Source organism: Massilia sp. Soil_C_3, assembly GCF_057657035.1.
Window position 1 is genome coordinate 324362 of record NZ_JBDGJG010000002.1, and the last position, 17501, is coordinate 341862.

General features: G+C 67.6%; 15 protein-coding genes. 12 read left to right on the forward strand and 3 right to left on the reverse strand.

All coding sequences use genetic code 11. The annotated features are described in order from the left end of the window. Positions 1–100 precede the first annotated feature (100 nt). Together AC3A6F_RS04400 and AC3A6F_RS04405 are read left to right on the forward strand one after the other, a co-directional pair. A complete protein-coding gene (locus AC3A6F_RS04400) occupies positions 101–3055 on the forward strand; it encodes an ExeM/NucH family extracellular endonuclease (RefSeq protein ID WP_487678751.1) in 2955 nt (984 codons plus the stop codon). 14 nt (positions 3056–3069) lie between these two features. Further along, a complete protein-coding gene (locus AC3A6F_RS04405; protein ID WP_487678752.1) occupies positions 3070–3666 on the forward strand; it encodes an NF038129 family PEP-CTERM protein in 597 nt (198 codons plus the stop codon). Position 3667: 1 nt separating this feature from the next. Here the strand turns inward: AC3A6F_RS04405 and AC3A6F_RS04410 are convergent, their stop codons facing one another. Beyond that, positions 3668–4012 (reverse strand): hypothetical protein, encoded by a 345-nt coding sequence (locus AC3A6F_RS04410; protein WP_487678754.1) that lies wholly within the window; start codon positions 4010–4012, stop codon positions 3668–3670. A 303-nt stretch (positions 4013–4315) separates the two neighbouring features. On the opposite strand from AC3A6F_RS04410, the gene AC3A6F_RS04415 reads away from it, so the two are divergent. Next, complete coding sequence (locus AC3A6F_RS04415) at positions 4316–4729, forward strand: hypothetical protein (RefSeq protein ID WP_487678755.1); 414 nt, start codon at positions 4316–4318, stop codon at positions 4727–4729. 82 nt (positions 4730–4811) lie between these two features. Here AC3A6F_RS04415 and AC3A6F_RS04420 read toward each other — a convergent pair whose 3' ends face one another. Then, positions 4812–7952: a S8 family serine peptidase gene (locus tag AC3A6F_RS04420; RefSeq protein ID WP_487678757.1), complete on the reverse strand. Its 3141-nt coding sequence runs from the start codon at positions 7950–7952 to the stop codon at positions 4812–4814. A gap of 52 nt (positions 7953–8004) precedes the next feature. Then, complete coding sequence (locus AC3A6F_RS04425) at positions 8005–8772, reverse strand: NF038120 family PEP-CTERM protein (RefSeq protein ID WP_487678758.1); 768 nt, start codon at positions 8770–8772, stop codon at positions 8005–8007. Between the two features lie 394 nt (positions 8773–9166). Here AC3A6F_RS04425 and gspG point away from each other — a divergent pair, with 394 nt between their 5' ends. From gspG to AC3A6F_RS04470, 9 genes are read left to right on the forward strand one after another with little or no spacing between them, the layout of a single operon-like run. Beyond that, positions 9167–9613, forward strand: coding sequence for a type II secretion system major pseudopilin GspG (gene gspG, locus AC3A6F_RS04430; RefSeq protein ID WP_320474883.1), 447 nt, complete (start codon positions 9167–9169; stop codon positions 9611–9613). A gap of 41 nt (positions 9614–9654) precedes the next feature. Beyond that, positions 9655–10842, forward strand: coding sequence for a type II secretion system F family protein (locus AC3A6F_RS04435; protein ID WP_487678759.1), 1188 nt, complete (start codon positions 9655–9657; stop codon positions 10840–10842). Continuing rightward, complete coding sequence (locus tag AC3A6F_RS04440) at positions 10839–12524, forward strand: GspE/PulE family protein (RefSeq protein WP_487678760.1); 1686 nt, start codon at positions 10839–10841, stop codon at positions 12522–12524. Before AC3A6F_RS04435 ends, AC3A6F_RS04440 begins: the two co-directional genes overlap by 4 nt. After that, on the forward strand, positions 12517–13332 hold the full coding sequence (locus tag AC3A6F_RS04445) for a hypothetical protein (protein ID WP_487678761.1): 816 nt from the start codon (positions 12517–12519) through the stop codon (positions 13330–13332). Before AC3A6F_RS04440 ends, AC3A6F_RS04445 begins: the two co-directional genes overlap by 8 nt. Beyond that, positions 13329–13874 (forward strand): PilN domain-containing protein, encoded by a 546-nt coding sequence (locus AC3A6F_RS04450; protein ID WP_487678762.1) that lies wholly within the window; start codon positions 13329–13331, stop codon positions 13872–13874. The genes AC3A6F_RS04445 and AC3A6F_RS04450 overlap by 4 nt, the downstream gene beginning before the upstream one ends. Continuing rightward, positions 13871–14431, forward strand: a complete 561-nt coding sequence (locus AC3A6F_RS04455) for a hypothetical protein (RefSeq protein WP_487678763.1) — start codon at positions 13871–13873, stop codon at positions 14429–14431. Before AC3A6F_RS04450 ends, AC3A6F_RS04455 begins: the two co-directional genes overlap by 4 nt. Continuing rightward, positions 14428–14973: a hypothetical protein gene (locus tag AC3A6F_RS04460; RefSeq protein ID WP_487678764.1), complete on the forward strand. Its 546-nt coding sequence runs from the start codon at positions 14428–14430 to the stop codon at positions 14971–14973. Before AC3A6F_RS04455 ends, AC3A6F_RS04460 begins: the two co-directional genes overlap by 4 nt. 23 nt (positions 14974–14996) lie before the next feature. Next, positions 14997–17015 (forward strand): secretin N-terminal domain-containing protein, encoded by a 2019-nt coding sequence (locus AC3A6F_RS04465; protein ID WP_487678765.1) that lies wholly within the window; start codon positions 14997–14999, stop codon positions 17013–17015. After that, entirely contained in the window at positions 17012–17500 is a 489-nt protein-coding gene (locus tag AC3A6F_RS04470; protein ID WP_487678766.1) for a type II secretion system protein, read from the forward strand. Before AC3A6F_RS04465 ends, AC3A6F_RS04470 begins: the two co-directional genes overlap by 4 nt. The last annotated feature ends 1 nt before the right edge of the window (position 17501 follow it).

Here is a 17501-nt window from a genome sequence, read left to right on the forward strand (position 1 = left end):
CGGCTAATTTCTAGTCATCATGTTGTCAATATCCGCATTTACTATCATTCTGCTAATAGAAACGGCGGGCACATCTTGTGCGATAACTAATGGGGAATCAATGACCACCTTTGCAACTTTCACTCCGCGGCGTACGCTGCTGGCAACCCTGATCGCCGGCCTGGCTGCTAGCGCACCGACGCTTGCCGCCGACGTCGTCATCAACCAGCTGTATGCCCACTCGCACAGCACCTCGAGCAACTTTGGTCACGATTTCGTCGAGCTGTATAACCGCAGTAGCGCGCCGGTGAGCCTGGCCGGCATGCGGGTGCAATACCAGTCGGCCGGCGGCAGCAGCTGGAGCAGCGTTACCGCGCTGCCGCCGGTCACGCTGGCTCCGGGCCAGTATTTCCTGCTGCGCGGCGCGCGCGACCAGGGCAAGACCCCGATCGAGCAATTCGATGTCCAGGCGCCGAGCTTCAATATGGCGGGCGGGACCGGCAAGGTCGCCATCAGCGACGGCACCCGCATCCTCGACCTGGTCGGCTACGGCAGCGCCAACCTGTCCGAAGGCGCGCCGGCGCCGTCGCCGACGCTCGAGAATTCGCTCCAGCGCGCCGCGGCCGGCTGCCAGGACAGCGACGACAACCGCGCCGACTTCGTGCTGGCGCCGGTGATCGGCCCGCGCACCACGACATCGCCGCTGCAAGCCTGTGGCGACACCGGCCCGACACCCAAGCCGATCGTGCTGGCGTGCCCGGCAACGGTGCAGGTCGAGCAGGGCCGCGGCGGATCGGCGCTGCTGTCGGCGATCGATGGCGACGCCATCGTCAACCGTGCCGCCATCGTATCGAACGGCGTCGCCGGCATCACCCTCGGCGGCTTTATCCCGGCCACCGCGGCCGGCGGCAAGGCCGAGGCGCGCCTCGACATCGCCGACACCCTGGGGGGCGGGCGCTATCCGGTGCAGGTCGAGTTCGGCAACGATGCCGACGAGACCGAGCGCTGCACCATCGATGTCGCCGTTGCCGGCCTCCTGACCATTCCGCAGATCCAGGGCTCCGGCGACAGTAGCCCGTACGCCAACACCGTGCAGACCGCACGCGGCGTGATCACCGCCAAGGTCGACGGTGGCTTCTTCATCCAGGATCCACAGGGCGATGGCGATCCGTCGACCTCGGACGGCATCTATGTCTACGGCCTTGATACCGCGCATGCGGTCGGCACCCTGGTCAGCGTGACTGGTCAGGTGGTCGAATTCCGCCCGAACGGCGCCGATCGCACCTATACCGAGTTCAAGGACGTCACCAATATCACCGCGCTGGGCGCCGGCCCGGCCATCGTGCCGGCCAATATCACGCTGCCGGGCACCGACCTGGCCAGCGTGGAAGGTATGCTGGTGCGCTTCACCAATACGCTCACCATCAACGGCAACGGCGACCTGGCCAACCGCGGCGAGCTGACCCTGTCCAACGGCCGCCGCGAGCAGCCGACCAGCCGCTACCCGCAAGGTTCGCCAGAGGCCACGGCACTCTATCGCGAGCACATGAGCAATCGCATCGTGCTGGACGACGGCCTGTTCCGCGCGCCGGCCGCCATGCCTTACCTGGCCGAGGACGGCACCGTGCGCGCCGGCGACACGATCGATAACCTGACCGGTGTGATCGACTTCGGTTCCACCGGCGCCAGCAGCGGCGCCAGCACCGGCTTCAAGCTCCAGCCGACCGAAGCCCCGGTCATCAATCGCGCCAACGAGCGCCAGGCGGCGCCGGTATTGCCGGAAGGCGTCAAGGTCGCGGCCGCCAACGTATTGAACTTCTTCACCACCTTCACGAATGGCGGCGATGCCTGGGGCAAGTCGGGTCAGGGTTGCCAACTGGGCAGCAATACATCCGCCGGCAATTGCCGTGGCGCCGACAATGCGGCCGAGTTCGTCCGCCAGCGCGACAAGATCGTCGCCTCGCTGGCCGCGCTGAACGCCGACGTGGTGGGCCTGATGGAAATCCAGAACAACGGCGATATCGCGGCCAAATACCTGGTCGACGAGATCAACCGCGTCACCGCACCGGGCACCTATGCCGTGGTGCCGGCGCCGGTCGGACTGGGCACCGATGCGATCCGCGTGGCCATGATCTACAAGCCGTCGAAGCTGACCCTGGTGGGCGGCGCGCTGTCCGACCCGCACGAGATCAACAACCGTCCGCCGATGGCGCAGACCTTCATGGCCGCCAACGGCGGCAAGTTCTCGGTCATCGCCAACCACCTGAAATCGAAGGGTTGCGGTGGCGCCAGCGGCGGCGATGCCGACCAGGGCTATGGTCAGGGTTGCTATGACGCCACCCGCGTCCTCCAGGCCCAGCGCCTGACCGGCTTCTTCATCCCGCAGGTGATCGCGGCGGCGAAGGATCCGGATGTGCTGGTGCTGGGCGACCTGAACGCCTATGCCTTCGAGAGCCCGATCAACCACCTGACGGGCGCGGCCGGCATGGTCAATGTGATCGAGCAGTTCGTGCGCCCGCATGGCATGCCGTATTCCTACGTGTTCAACGGCCTGGCCGGCTCGCTCGACCACGTCCTGGCAAGCAGCTCGCTGGCGCCGCAGGTGGTGGGCGCGGCAGAATGGCACAACAATGCCGATGAACCGAAGGACATCGACTACAACATCGAGAGCACCGGCCTTGACGTCTATCGCAAGAACGCCTACCGTGCCTCGGACCACGATCCGCTGGTGGTCAGCCTGAACCTGGCCGGCGCGTTTACCGACGTCACCGCGTCGAGCAAGATCGTGATCGGCGGCTTCAGCATCAACCGCGCGACGGGCAAGACCACGGGCAATGTCAGCATCACCAACACGAGCGCCAAGGCGCTGACCGGTCCGCTGCACCTGGTGCTGCAGGGCCTGCCGGACGGGATCACGCTCGACAATCCGGCCGGCATGCACGCAGGCGCGCCGTACCTGACCTTGTCCCAGGCGACCATCGCCCCGGGCGCCACGGTCACCGTCCCGACGGCATTCACCAATGGCGCCAAGCGCAACTTCACCTATACGCCGCAGCTGGTCTCCGGCGCGTTCTAAAGGAAAACATCATCATGTCCAATTTGTCATCCCTGTTGTTCCGCGTTCTGCTGGTGCTGTCGATCGTCGCCGGCGCCCCGGCGGCCCTGGCCGGTCCGATCTACCGCGTCTCGCTCGACACCTCGGCCCTGGCCGGCACGGTCGGCTACCTCGACCTGGGCCTGAACGGTCCGGTGGACGCGGCGCCGGTCGTGGCCAGCCTCGGCAATTTCAGCGGCGCCTTCCTGGAGGGCGGCGTCTTGCCGCCATCGGGCAATGCCAGTGGCGATGTCGTGAACGGCGTCGTCCTGCGCAACGGTCCGGACTTCAACTTCTTCGAGCAGCTCGTCACGTTTGGCGGCCTGTTCAGCTTTGACGTCGCGTTCGAGGTGGGCGAGGGCATCAACGGCAGCCTGTTCAGCGTCGCCTTCATCGACGAGGCCTTCAATTACCTGGGCGCCGCCGGCAATGTGGTCGAGATGAACCTGGTCGCGGGCCAGAGCGTCGAACTGCAACTGGTGGACGGGGAATTCGCCAGCGTGGCCGAGGTGCCGGAACCGGGCGCCTGGCTGCTGCTCGCGAGCGGCCTGTTCCTGCTGGCCACGACGCGCCGCCTGCGCCAGCGTCCTTGAGTCAAGTCTGAGGCAGGCTGGCCTCGCGCGTGGCGCGGCGCTGGGCATCGATGCGCCAGGCTTCCGCATTGCCGTCGATGATGCGCAGGCTGGCGCAGCCCTCGGCGGCGCAGTCGGGCGCCGGCATGGTGGCCGAGGCGACGGTGGCGAAGACTGGCGCGCCTGGCGCCAGCGCTGGTGCCGGGGCGGCGCTCGCCCCGGTCTCCGGCGTGCGCATGGGGGCAGGGGCACTGGCCGTCGTAGCGGTCGACGCGGTCTGGACGGTCGTGTCGATGTCGTACTGGCCGCCGCAGGCAGCCAGGATGCAGGTCAGGGAGAGGGCGAGGATGGTGCGCAGGAAGGTCATGTATGAACTCGAACAAGCTCGTCTGTAATGAAGCTATTGTAGTGAGTAAATTTTCCTGCGCACAATTTTTTACATTTGCGAACGTCCAAGTTTGCATTTGAAGAGAATGGGATGCGCGACGTTCACGTCATTTGCCTGCAAATGAGAGATATATCCGTACGGAAATTTAAGATGTTCCGATGCAAGCTTGTGGGGACTCAGGGTGTTCCGTAAGGTGTGCGCAACATGCGGTCGACACATTTGGTAACAGTCAGTTAATGTTATTTGCTTGACCAGTCATATCGTGCGCGCGAAGATGGCGGCATGAAAAAACTCCTCCTCATCCTCCTGTTCGGCGCCAACGCCGCCTGCACCACCCAGGCCAACGATCCGGCCCAGCCGCCGGTCAAGGACGGCGCGCCGCCGGTGGTCGCGCTCCAGCCCGGCGCCACCGTCTCCGAGATCAAGCGCCTGATCGGCACGCCCGGCTGCAGCGACAATGCGCAATGCCGCTCGCTCCCGGTCGGCGCGCTGGCCTGCGGCGGCCCGCAGGAATACCTGCCGTACTCGACCGCCCAGACCGACGGGAAAGCCTTGCTGGCCCTGGCCGAACGTTCGAAGACCGAGCGCCAGGCCGAGATCCAGCGCACCGGCGAAATGTCGATCTGCATCCACCGTCCCGATCCGGGCGCCGTGTGCGTCGCCGGTGCTTGCCAGCTGGGTTCGCCGGCAGCCTGATCCTTTCTTCCTTCCCAAAAGACAAAGCGCGCCGAGGCGCGCTTTGTCGTTCACATCGGGGCCAGCGGCCCCGTCCTGTCAATTACACACCGACGTCCTTCGCCTTGACGCGCTGCGGACGCTCGGCTTTCGGCACCGGCTGGTTGGTCTCGACCTGCAGCACGGTGGTCGAGCCGACCGCGCCGCTGGCGTCCAGCAGGCGCACGCCGCCCAGGAAACGCTTGCCGGCCGGCAGGCCCGACCAGCTCACCGCCACGGTTGCCTTGCCGCCGGCATACACCGTGGCCGGCACCATGGCGCGCAGGTTGCCGCCCTTGTCGCTGCTGTTCACGACCACTGCATGCAGGCCATACGAGGTGCTGCCGCCGGATGCGGTGCTATAACCCAGCGTGCAGACCTTGTAATTGCCTGCCGGCGGGGCCGCCAGGGCGATCGTCTCGTCCGAGCCGTAGGTGGCCGAGTAGGCGACCAGCTGGCCGGCGGCGTTCACCATCACCAGGTCGAGGTCGTCGCCACCATTGCCGCTGGTATCGCGGTCGAACAGCTCGAACTGCGCCGCCATGGTATCGGCGGTGAAGGTCACCGGCAGCACGCGGGTGCCGTACAGGCCGCGGTGGCAGGCGTCGGCCATCAGGTCCAGGGTGTCGAGACTGCCATCCGGCGCCGGGGCAATCGTATTCGCGGTGCGCACGATTTCCTTCAGGCCGCCGACGCTCGAGCCCATCTTGCCGGCAAAGCCCGTGGTGACGGACAGGGCCTTGCTGCCGCTGGCGCGGTCGCTCGAGAAGAACGCCGGCGCGATGATGAGCTTGCCGGAACGGGCCACGACCGGGCTGCGCACGGTATGGCCGCCACCGGTCCAGGTCAGCGTGCCGAACTGCCAGGCGTTCTCGGGCGCGTTGGTGCGGGTCAGGGTCACCGTGAACGACTTGGACTGGCCTGGCTCGATCGCCAGCGTGGCCGGGGTCACCACGGCGTCATAGCCCGGCACCGAGATCTGCGCGTTGAAGCTCGAGGCGGTGGTGCTGACGTTGGTCACCGTACGGTTGACGACCACCGAGCCGAGCACGTTGCCGACGGAGATCGACGGCAGGTTCAGGTCGTAGCCGGGGATCTGGCCGCCCGCGCACTGGCCCGCCACACCGGCGCCGCACAGGTATTTGCGGTAGTCGGCTTCGCCGATGTCGTACACCAGGCCCGGGTCGAGCGCGGCGGTCGGATTGACGTGGCCCGCGCCCTGCGCGAACGGCAGCCGGCCGCGGATGTCGCCGGTCAGCGTGTCCGGGAAGGTGTCGGTCGCGGTGGTCATCAGGGCCGACTTGATCATCGCCGGGGTCCAGGTCGGGTGTTTCTGGCGCACGAGGGCGCTGACGCCGGCCACGTGCGGCGCCGACATCGAGGTGCCCTGCATCGACACGAACTCGACCGGCGGCACCAGGGTGCCGTTGACGATGTCGGCATGCTGCGCCTCGGTCAGGCCCGGTGTGCCGCCGGCGATGATGTCCACGCCAGGCGCGGTCACGTCCGGCTTGAGCACGTTGGCGTCGGCGCGGTTCGGGCCGCGCGACGAGAAGTTGGCCATGATCGGGGCGTTCAGCTTCGAGGCGCCGACCACGAACTTGCTGATCGCGGCAGTGGCGTTGGCTGCGGCCGCATAGCTGCGGATCGCCTGTCCATCGGCCTGGGTGACGTGGACCGACGGCACCGAGTGCATGTCGGCCACCAGGCCGGTGCCATTGTCGACCTGGATCATGCCGACGCCGCCGGCTTCGCGCACCGCGCGGCTCTTGTCGACGCGGTCGTTCTCGCCGCGGTTGCAGATCACGACCTTGCCGGCCACCTTGGCCGGATCGAGCACCGCCTGGCCGCCGTTGAACGAGGCGCTGTAGCAGAAGGCGAGGCGGGCGGCGTTGGCCCCCGCCAGGCCGACGGTCGAGGCATCGACCACCGGCTCGGGCGGCAGCGGCGTGGTATTCATCGAGGCGCCGGTGTATTTCTGGTTATTGCCCAGGGTGACGGTCGCCTGGAATTCGCGGTTGTGGGTCGAAGCGCCGACCGTGGTGTGCCAAGGGCTGATGTGGGCCACCTGGTTGCCCGGGCCGTCGTTGCCGGCCGAGGCCACGGCCACGACGCCGGCATTGGCGGCGCCAAAGAACGCTTGCTCGACCGGATCGGTGAGGGTGGTGCCGCCGCTGATCGAGAAGTTGATCACGTGCACGCCGTCGGCCACGGCTTTCTCGATTGCCGCGACACTGTCGCCGACGTAGCAGCTGTTGCGGCGGCCGATGGCCACGCTCGGGTCGATAAAGGTCCAGCACACCTTGTAGGACGCGATGCGCGCGCGCGGGGCGACGCCCGACATCTCGCCGACATTGACGCCGGCCATGGTCACGTCGACCCCGTAGTTGCCGCCGGCGGTGGTCGAGGTGTGGGTGCCGTGGCTGCCTTCGCCGACGTCGCCGCCGAGCGAGTCGCGCGGCGAGGAACGGAACTCGCTCCAGTGGGTGGTGCGGCCGGAGGTCTTGTAGATGTCGTCGAAGTATTGCGCGCCGATCAGCTTGTTGTTGCAGTGGGCCGTGGTGAAGCCTTCGCCGGTTTGGCAGTCGCCCTGCCAGCGCGCAGGCGGCGCCGAATAGACCAGGCTGCCGCTGCTGTCGTGGGTCGGCTTGCCGTTGGCGTCCACGCGGTCGGCGTAGGACGTGTGCTCCGGCCAGATGCCGCCATCGACGATGCCGATGATGACGTCTTCGCCGGCCTCGGCCAGGCCGCCGAGCTTGGACCAGGCGCCGTTCGGGCCGGTCAGCTTGAGGAAATCGCGGGTCGAGACGGTGGTCAGTTCGCGCGGCACGTCGGGCGTGACCGCCAGCACGTCGGTGCGGCCGACCAGGGCGCGCACTTCGGCATCGGTCAGCATGGCCGAGAAGCCGTTGAGCACCACCTTGTAATCGTGCACCAGTGGGGCGCCGCCGATGGCGGCGCGCACGGCGGCCTTCTTCTGGGCCAGGTAGCCGCTGTAGAGCTGGACGCTGGCGCTGTTCAGGTCGAGGCGCTGGCCGGGGCGGGGCTGGGTGGCGGTGAGACCGTTGACGCCGCCGTCATAGGAGGCGATCGGCTTGTCGGTCAGTTGCACGACGTAGGGGCGGCGGACGTCGTCGGCCTGGACTGCCAGCGACATGCCGGTCAGTGCGAACAAGATGGCTGCGGAAATTGGGCGGAGTTTCATGGATGCATGTCCTTGGGTTCTGCGGGATTCGGCTGTAGGTCAGGCTGCGAGTTCAAGCTGCGTGCTCAGGCATTGCGGCGGCATTGCGGCGACGGGCGCGGGCGGCGAGGCCGAGCAGGCCGAGGCCGAACAGGGCGAGGCTGGCCGGCTCAGGCACTTCGGCCAGCGCGTCTTCCAGCACCAGGTTGTCGACCGCGAACTGGCCGCGATTGGTTTCGAATGCCGAGCAGTCGCCCGAGCTGTCGCAGGTAAAGCCGAACATGGCCATGCTCACGAAGGCAGTGTTGGCGAAGGTCTCGAAAGGCGAGTAGCGGCCGAACAGGAAGCCTTGCGAGCTGGGGCCGTCGAGCAGCAGGTCTTGCAGCAGATAGGTGCCGTCGGCCAGGAAGCCCTGCATCCGCAGCAGGCCGGAATAGATCGGATAACCGCCCAGGGCGGCGTCGAGGCCGATGAAGCTGGCGTCGATCGACTTCACCATGAAGGAAGCGCCGGCGGTCTCGGACTCGACCCAGACGATGCTGTCGTTGAACGCGCCGTAATAGCCGCCTTCGCCGTTGATCGGACACGCCATGCTGATGCAGTAACCCGGATCGCTGGTGTCGACGATGGCGCCGACCAGGCTGCCCACGTCCGCCGGATTGTAGGCTTCGAAGCTCAGCTTGTACCCTTGCTCCTGCCAGCTGTCGCCGCTGCCGAACAGCATGCCCGCGCCGGCGTCGAAATTGATCGTCGCGCCTTGGGCCGGAGCGGCGATGGCCGCGGCGCCAAGAGCCGCGGCCGCGAACTTGGCCAGCGAACTGGTCAGGGAGGGTAATGCCATGTGCGATTTCCGAGTCATGATTTGCCTTTGTGGTTGGGATTTCTCTCGCCTTGGTACGGCGGGGCACTGCGCTTGGCACCTGAGTTTCAGGTTGCCAAGAAATATATCAACGGAATTAATTAAAGTGTAAAAAAGTTTAACAAGAAATATTTTGAGTTTTCACAACTTGCATTGATTAAATTTGGTTTTAGCTATGAACAATCATTATTTCTCGCCATTTGTCACCTGTTTGAAATATGCATCATTGCAATTTAGAAAAGTTTGTTACATGTAATCAAAGTCCATGAGCCTTGCATGAGACGGTGTTTTTTTGAAAAGAAGTGTTGTCGCCGCGCTTGGCAGCGTGTTACCTTTCACCGGCAGGATTTCAAAGAAGCAATCTAGGAGTCGCTTGATGGTTTTTGCTATGAAACAGGGCGCCGTCGTCCCTGCCGGGCGCAGCGCGGGCTTCACGCTGCTGGAGCTGCTGGTGGTGATCGTCATCATCGGTCTGCTCGCCGCCTATGTCGGACCCAAGTATTTCTCGCAGCTCGGCAAATCCGAAGTCACCGCCGCCCGCGCCCAGATCGACGCCTTCGACAAGACCCTCGACACCTACCGGCTCGACGTCGGCCGCTATCCGACCACCGAGGAGGGCCTGGCCGCCCTCATGACGGCGCCGCCGAGCGCCGGCGCCAAGTGGAACGGCCCCTATCTCAAGAAAGCGATTCCGCCCGACCCGTGGGGCAATCCCTACCAGTACCGGGCGCCGGGCGCCCGTGGCGACTACGAGGTGCTGTCCCTGGGCAAGGATGGACAGCCGGGCGGAACCGGCGACAACGCCGACATTAGTTCCAACTGAACGTTTCCTTTTCGTTTCACCGCAACCTGGCCGGGCATCCCATGCAGTTCGCCGTTCGCACCCTTGCGCCCGATATGTCGATCTCGAACGTCGTCGTCGACGCGCTCGACGCCCAGGACGCGCGCCGCCAGGTCGAGGCGCGCGGCCTGTTCGTCAGCGCCGTCGAACCGGCGCGCGGGGCGGCGCTGGCGCGTCCCAAGGGCGGCAAGCTCTCGCTCGTGCTGTTCAGCCAGGAACTGCTGGCGCTGCTCAACGCCGGCCTGGGCATCGTCGAAAGCCTCGAAGCCCTGCTCGAAAAGGAAGGCGCGCCGTCTACCCGCGGCGTGCTGGAACGGCTGCTGGGCGGCCTGCGCGAAGGCAGGCGCTTTTCCAGCGTGCTGGCGGCTCAACCGGCGCTGTTCCCGCCGCTGTACGTCGGCATCGTGCGCGCCGCCGAAGGCACCAGCGACCTGCCGCGCGCGCTGGCGCGCTATATCGACTACCAGCAGCGCATCGACACCGTGCGTTCCAAGATCGTCAGCGCCTCGATCTATCCGGTGATCCTGTTGATGGTCGGCGGCGGCGTCAGCGCCTTCCTGATCGGCTACGTGGTGCCGAAGTTCGCCGAGGTCTACCACGGCGCCGGGCGCGACCTGCCGTGGATGTCGCAGCTGTTGCTGGACTGGGGCCAGTTCGCGGCCGGCCATGGCAGCGCGATCCTGGTCGCGGCGGCGCTGCTGGTCGCCGGTGCGATTGCCGGCGTGCGTCATCTGCTGCGCAGCGGCGGCATCGCGCGCCTGCTGGCGAAACTCCCCGGCATCGGCGAGCGGGCCCGCGTCTATGAGCTGTCGCGCCTGTACCTGACCCTGGGCATGCTGACCGAGGGCGGCATCACCATCGTCGGCGCGATCGAGACCGTGCAGCCGATGGTGTCGGGCCACCTGGCGCGCAACCTGGCCGCCGCGCGCGCCGCGATCGAGGCCGGCCAGCCGTTGTCGAACGCCTTCGAGGCGCATGGCCTGACCACGCCGATCTCGCTGCGCATGCTGCGCGTGGGCGAGCGCACCGGAGAAATGGGGCCGATGCTGACGCAGTCGGCCGCCTTCTACGATGGCGAGATCGGACGCTGGATCGACCGCTTCACGCGCACCTTCGAGCCGCTGCTGATGGCGGGCATCGGCCTGGTGGTGGGCGCCATCGTGGTGCTGCTGTACATGCCGATCTTCGACCTGGCGGGAGACATGTCGTGAGTGCGGAACCCTTCGACACGGCGCTGCTGGCGCGCGCTCGCGCGGCCGCCGCCGTCTCGCGGCGCGGCCTGGTGCTCGAGCTTGAGGCCCTGACCGGGCGCGATCCGCGCGAACTGGTGCGCGAGCTGGCCGCGCCGTTCGGCCTGCCGGTGATGGAGACCGGCGCCATGCTGGCGCTGGCGCCGGCCTTCGAACTCTTGCCGCTGGCCCAGGCGCTGCCGCGCCACTGTGCGCTGCTGCGTCATCCGGATGGGCGCCTGACCGGGGTGTTGTCCGATCCCTTCGACCTCGACCTGCAGACCTGGCTCGGGGCCCAGGCGCGCGCCAGCGCCAGGAATCCATTGGAGTTGTGCCTGGCGCTGCAGTCCGACATCCAGGCCTATCTGTCGAAGCAGGAAGAGTCGGCGCGCGCCGTCGACTCGCTGGTGGGCGGCGCCCAGGACGCGCGGCGCGATGGCAAGTCGGGCACCGTGCTGTCCTTCGCCTCGGTGTCGGAGGCGGGCAGCCCGGCCGTCAAGCTGGTCAACTCGACCCTGTACGATGCGTTGAAAGCCGGCGCCTCGGACATCCACCTGGAGAGCACCGCCGGCGGCCTGGCCGTCAAATACCGGGTCGACGGCGTGCTCGATCACGCCGCCACCGTGGGCGGCATCGAGCTGGCCGAGCACATCATCTCGCGCCTGAAGGTGCTGGCCGAACTCGACATCGCCGAGCGCCGCGTGCCGCAGGACGGCAGCTTCCGGGTCGAGGCGGGCGGGCGCGACATCGACCTGCGGGTCTCGATCATGCCCAGCATCCACGGCGAGGACGCGGTGATCCGTATCCTCGACAAGCGCGCCATGATCGAGGCCTATGGCGCGCTCACGCTGGAGGCGCTGGGCTTCGATGCGCCGTCATTGGTCACCTTGCGGCACCTGGCCCAGGAGGCGTATGGAATGCTGCTGGTGACCGGCCCCACCGGCTCGGGCAAGACCACGACCCTGTACGCGGCGCTGACCGAGATCCATAACGGCCGCGAGAAGATCATCACCATCGAGGACCCGGTCGAGTACCAGCTGCCGGGCATCCTGCAGATCCCGGTGAACGAAAAGAAGGGCCTGACCTTCGCCAAGGGCCTGCGTTCGATCCTGCGCCACGACCCGGATAAAATCATGGTGGGCGAGATCCGCGACCGCGAGACCGCCGAGATCGCGGTGCAGTCGGCCCTGACCGGCCACCTGGTGCTCACGACCGTCCACGCCAACAATGTGTTCGACGTGTTCGGCCGCTTCACCCACATGGGGATCGATCCGTATGCCTTCGTCTCGGCCCTGAACGGCATCTGGGCCCAGCGCCTGATCCGCATGTGCTGCCCGCGCTGCGCCGAGCGCTACGAACCGGGCGAGCAGGAGCTGGCCTCGGTGCACCTGGCGCGCCAGGAAGTGGCGGACTACGTCTTCATGCGCGGCAAGGGTTGCGGCGACTGCCGCGGCACCGGTTACAAGGGCCGCCGCTCGATCGCCGAGATCCTGACCCTGAACGACGAGATCCGCGAACTGATCGTCGACAAGCAGCCGATCCGCCAGATCAAGGCCGCGGCCCACGCCAACGGCACCCGCAGCCTGCGCCTGGCGGCGCTCGACCTGGTGCGGCGCGGCGCTACCACGATCGACGAGATCAAGCGGGTGACCCTGCATGCGTAGACTGCATTTCCCTCCCATCGGACAAGCCCTGCGCCTGGGCGTGGCCGCCAACGGCCTGGCCCTGGTCAAGCATGGCCGCCTGTTCGGCGGCGCGCCGCTGGCCTTGTCCGAGCAGCCGCTCGACCTGTTCGCTCCCGACGCGCTGGCGCCCGGGTTGCGCATGCTGCTGTCCGACCTGCCGGTCAAGGGCTGGCCGGTGAGCGTGGTGCTGGCCGACGAGCTGGTGCGCCTGTGGCAAGTGCCGCCGCCGCCCGGCGCCACGCGGATGGGCGACCTGGAGGCGGCCGCCGCGCTGCGCTTCCAGCACCTGTTCGGGGCTGCCGGCGCGGAGTGGAAGATCAGCGCCGACTGGGATGCGGTCGATCCCTTCCTGGCTGCGGCCGCACCAAGAGCCCTGCTCGACGCGCTGGCGGAGGCCGCCCGGGAACACGGCTTCCACCTGGTCGAGATCAGCCCGCAATTCGTCGCCGCCATGAACGCCTGGCGCCGCGAGCGCAGGAGCGGGGCCTGGTTCGGCCTGGTCCATGGCGGCGTGCTGTCGCTGGCGGCCTACGAAGGCCGCAAGCTGGCGGCGGTGCGGAGCGCCCCGATCCCTGCCGGGGCCGACCGCGACTGGCTCGATTCCCATATTGCGCGCGAAGCGCTGCGGGTCGGGATCGCGCGGCCCGAGCGCCTGCAGTTGAGCGGCGCCGCGCCCGCCGCCTGGGCCAGCAGCCCGGGGCGGCTGAAATTCGCCTGCAGCCTGCTCGAGCAGGCCGACGAGTGGTCGGAACTGGCGCGCCTGGCGCGCACCGGAGTGCCTGCATGAAGCGCACCCGGATCGATTTCGCGCCACCTGGCCTTCGCCGCACGCTGTTTCGCGCGCCGCCCACCCTGATCTATGCCGTGCCGGGCGTGCTGGCGCTGTGCATCCCGGCGCTGTTCATGACGCGGCACTACGTCGAGCAGCAGGAAGAAGTGCGCGACCTGCAGGCGGCGCTGGCCGCGCGCAGCGCGCCGGCGCCCGTGGCCGCGCCGCCGGCCCCGAAAGTAGCCGTGTCGCCGACCCAGGCCGGCGCCGTCAACGCCGCCATCCTGCAACTGAACCTGCCGTGGCGCGACCTGGCGGCGGCCCTGGGCGAAGCCACGCCCAACACGATCGCACTGCTGGCGCTCGAGCCGGACGCGAAACGGCGCACGGTGCGCATCAGCGCCGAGGCGCGCTCGAGCGACGAGATGCTGGCCTATATCACGCGCCTGCAGGCCGAGGAATGGTTCAGCAGCGTGGTCCTGCTGCGCCACGAGGTGATGGAGCAGGACCCGAACCGTCCGCTGCGGTTCCAGGTCAGCGTGCAGTGGGAGGCGTCATGAAGGCGGGCGCACTGTTGCTGCGCGCGCGCCTGCTGCTGGCGCGCATCGATCCGCTGGTGGCGCTGGTGCTGGCGCTGCTGCTGGCCGGCGCCGCGGCTCAGGTGGCGCTGGTGCCGGCGCGGGCGCAACTGAACGAGGAATACGAGGCGGCGCGCCAGGCGGCGCGCACGCCGCTGCCACCGCAGAGCGCTCCTGCGGCGGCGCCGCCCAGCAGCGACCAGAACCTGCAGCACTTCTATGCGACCCTGGGCGAGCGCCGTGGGGTCGAGCGCCAATTGAAGGAAGTGTTCGCGCTGGCCGAGCGCCACGGCCTGGCGCTGCGCCAGGGCGAGTACCGGGCCACCAACGACCGCAACGCGCAGCTGGTTGCCTACCAGGTCAACCTGCCGGTGAAGGGCAGTTATGGCGCGATCTGGGAATTCGCGATGGACGTGCTGCGCGCGATCCCACATGCTTCGCTGGACGACGTGGCCTTTCGCCGCGACAGCGTGGGCGAGGCCGGGGTCGAGGCGCGCCTGCGCCTGACCTTCTATCTGGCTGAAGGAAGCAAGCCGTGAAGCCGCGCCACATCGTCATGGGCGTGGCGCTGGCGCTGGCCGCCGGCCTGGTCGTGTTTGGCGACAGGACGCCAGAGGCGGAGCTGGCCGAGCCGGTCGAACGCGCGGCCGCCACGACGGCCGCCGGGCCGGTGCGCAGCGCCGCGCCATCCACCAGGAAAACCGGCGACGACGTCGCCATCGCACGCCTGATCCCGCGCGAGACCTTGATCGGCGCCAGCGGCGAGCGCTTCGGGGAAGGCGACAATAGCCTGTTCGCGCGCCATGACTGGACGCCGCCGCCACCGCCGCCGTCGAACGAGCCGCCGCCACCGCCACCGCCGCCGAGCGCGCCGCCGCTGCCGTTCACCTACATCGGCAAGTCGCTGCAGGACGGCGTGTGGCAAATCTACCTGGCGCGCGGCGACCGCACCTATCTCGTGCTCGATGGCGACACCATCGACGGCACCTACCGCGTGGACGCGATCCGTCCGCCGGTGCTGACCCTGACTTACCTGCCGCTGGAACAACGACAGCAGCTCAATATTGGAGTATTCGACTGATGGTGCGAACCCGGATTCAAGGTATGGCCCTGCTGCTCTTGCCACTGCTGCTGGCAGGGTGCGCGGCCCAGCGCGCCTACCAGGAGGGCAATGCGCTGGTGGCCCGGGACCAGGTGGGCGCCGGCTTGGCCAAGTACCAGGAAGCGCTGGCGTCCGAGCCGGACAATCCGGTCTACCGGGCGGCCTTCCTGCGCGCGCGCGACAACGCCACCGCGCGCCTGGTGGACCAGGCCGAGCGCGCGCTGGCGTCCGGCCAGGTCATTCTTGCGACCCAGGACTTTCGCCGCGTGCTGGCGATCGACCCCGTCAACGACCGCGCCCGCGCCGGCCTGCGCCAGGTCGAGGCCGAGCGCCGCCACGCGCTGGCCATCGGCGAGGCGCGCGCCGCCCTCGACAAGGACGAAGTGGAAGCGGCGCGCCAGAAGCTGGCGGCGGTGCTCACCGAACGCCCCGCGCACGAGGCGGCGCGCCAACTGATGCTGGAAGTCGACGAGAAGGCGGCGGCCGCGCCGAAAGGCCAGGCGGCGCTGGCGGCCAGCTACCGTAAACCCATCAGCCTGGAGTTCCGCGATGCTCCGCTCAAGCAGGTGTTCGAGGTCATCGCGCGCCACTCGGGCCTGAACTTCATCTTCGACAAGGACGTCAAGGCCGATACCCGCACCTCGATCTTCCTCAAGAACAGCACGGTCGAGGCGGCGGTGTATTACCTATTGATGACCAACCAGCTCGAACGCCAGGTCATGGACGGCAACACGGTCCTGATCTACCCGAACGTGGCGGCCAAGGTGCGCGAATACCAGGAGATGACGGTCAAGACCTTCTTCCTGTCCAATGCCGAAGCCAAGAGCATCGCCAACACGTTTAAAACCATCCTCAAGGCGCGCGACGTGGTGGTGGACGAGAAGCTGAACCTGGTGATTTTGCGCGACAATCCGGAAGCGATCCGCATCGCCACCCAGCTGGTGGCCCTGCAGGACGTGCCCGAGCCCGAGGTCATGCTCGACGTCGAGGTGCTCGAGATCCGGCGCAGCAGCGTGATGGACCTGGGCATCGCCTGGCCCACCAATCTGTCGTTCACGCCGTTGCAGACGCTGGACGGCTTGCCTTTGAAGATCGACGACCTGCGCAACTTCAACAGCAGCAATATCGAGGTGACCGGCGTTGCCGCGACGCTCAATGCCAACAAGACCGACGGCGACACCAATACCCTGGCCAATCCGCGCATCCGCGTGCGCAACAAGGAGAAGGCGAAGGTCGTCATCGGCGACAAGATCCCGAACATCTCGGCCACGGTATCCTCGGGCATTGGCGGTTTCGCTTCCGAGAACATCAACTACATCGACGTCGGCCTGACCCTGAACGTGGAGCCGACCATCTACCTGAATAACGAGGTGGCGATCAAGATCGGGCTCGAGGTCAGCAGCCTGGGCGAATCGGTGCGCACCACCAGCGGCACTGTGGCCTACCGTATCGGCACCCGCTCGGCCAGCACCGTGCTGCAACTGAAGGATGGCGAGAACCAGGTGCTGGCGGGCCTGATCAACCACGAAGACCGCAGCAGCGGCAGCAAGGTGCCGGGCATCGGCGACCTGCCGATCGTCGGCCGCCTGTTCGGCAGCCAGCGCGACCAGCGCGACCGCACCGAGATCGTGCTGTCGATCACGCCGCGCATCGTGCGCGCCGTGCAGCGCCCACCGGCGTCGGCGTCGGAATTCGGCGCCGGCACCGAGGCCAGCTTCCGCCGCCGTCCCGACAACGGGGTGCGGGTGCAGGTCACGGGATCGCCGATCCGCGCGCCAGCCCCGGCGCCGGCGGTCGAGACGACCCCGGTCGCGCCGCCGCCGGTCGCGCCGTCGCCCGACCCGACGCCGAGCTTCTCGATGCCGCCGTCGGCGCTGCCGGCCACGCCGCAACTGGGTTCGCCGCCATCGGCGCCGCCGGGCGCACCGGCGCCGCAGCCAGAACCGGCGCCGGCGCCCGAACCCGAAGTCGTGCCGGCCGCCTATCCGCCGGGCGTCAATCCGCCGATTCCACAGCGATGAGCGTCTCAGCGCGGCGCGCGCGTTTTGGATTTACGCTGATCGAGCTGCTGGTCACGCTGGCCATCCTCGCGCTGCTGGGAACCCTGGTGCTGCCGGTGGCCGAGGTCACGGTGCAGCGCCGCGACGAGCAAGAGCTGCGGCGCGCGCTGCGCGAGATCCGCGCCGGCCTGGATGCCTTCAAGAAGGCGGGCGACGAGGGCCGCGTCAGCAAAGCGGCGGACGCCAACGGCTACCCGGAACGCCTGGAGCTGCTGGTCGAAGGCATGCCCGATCTGCGCAGCCCGAAGCAAGCCAAAATCTACTTTTTGCGGCGCCTGCCGCGCGACCCCTTCAATCCCGATTCCGAATTGTCGGACGCCGCCACCTGGGGCAAGCGCAGCTATGCGAGCGAAGCCGACGAGCCGAAGGAGGGCGACGACGTCTACGATGTGTACTCGACCTCGCAGCGGATCGGCCTGAACGGCATCCCCTACAACAAATGGTGAA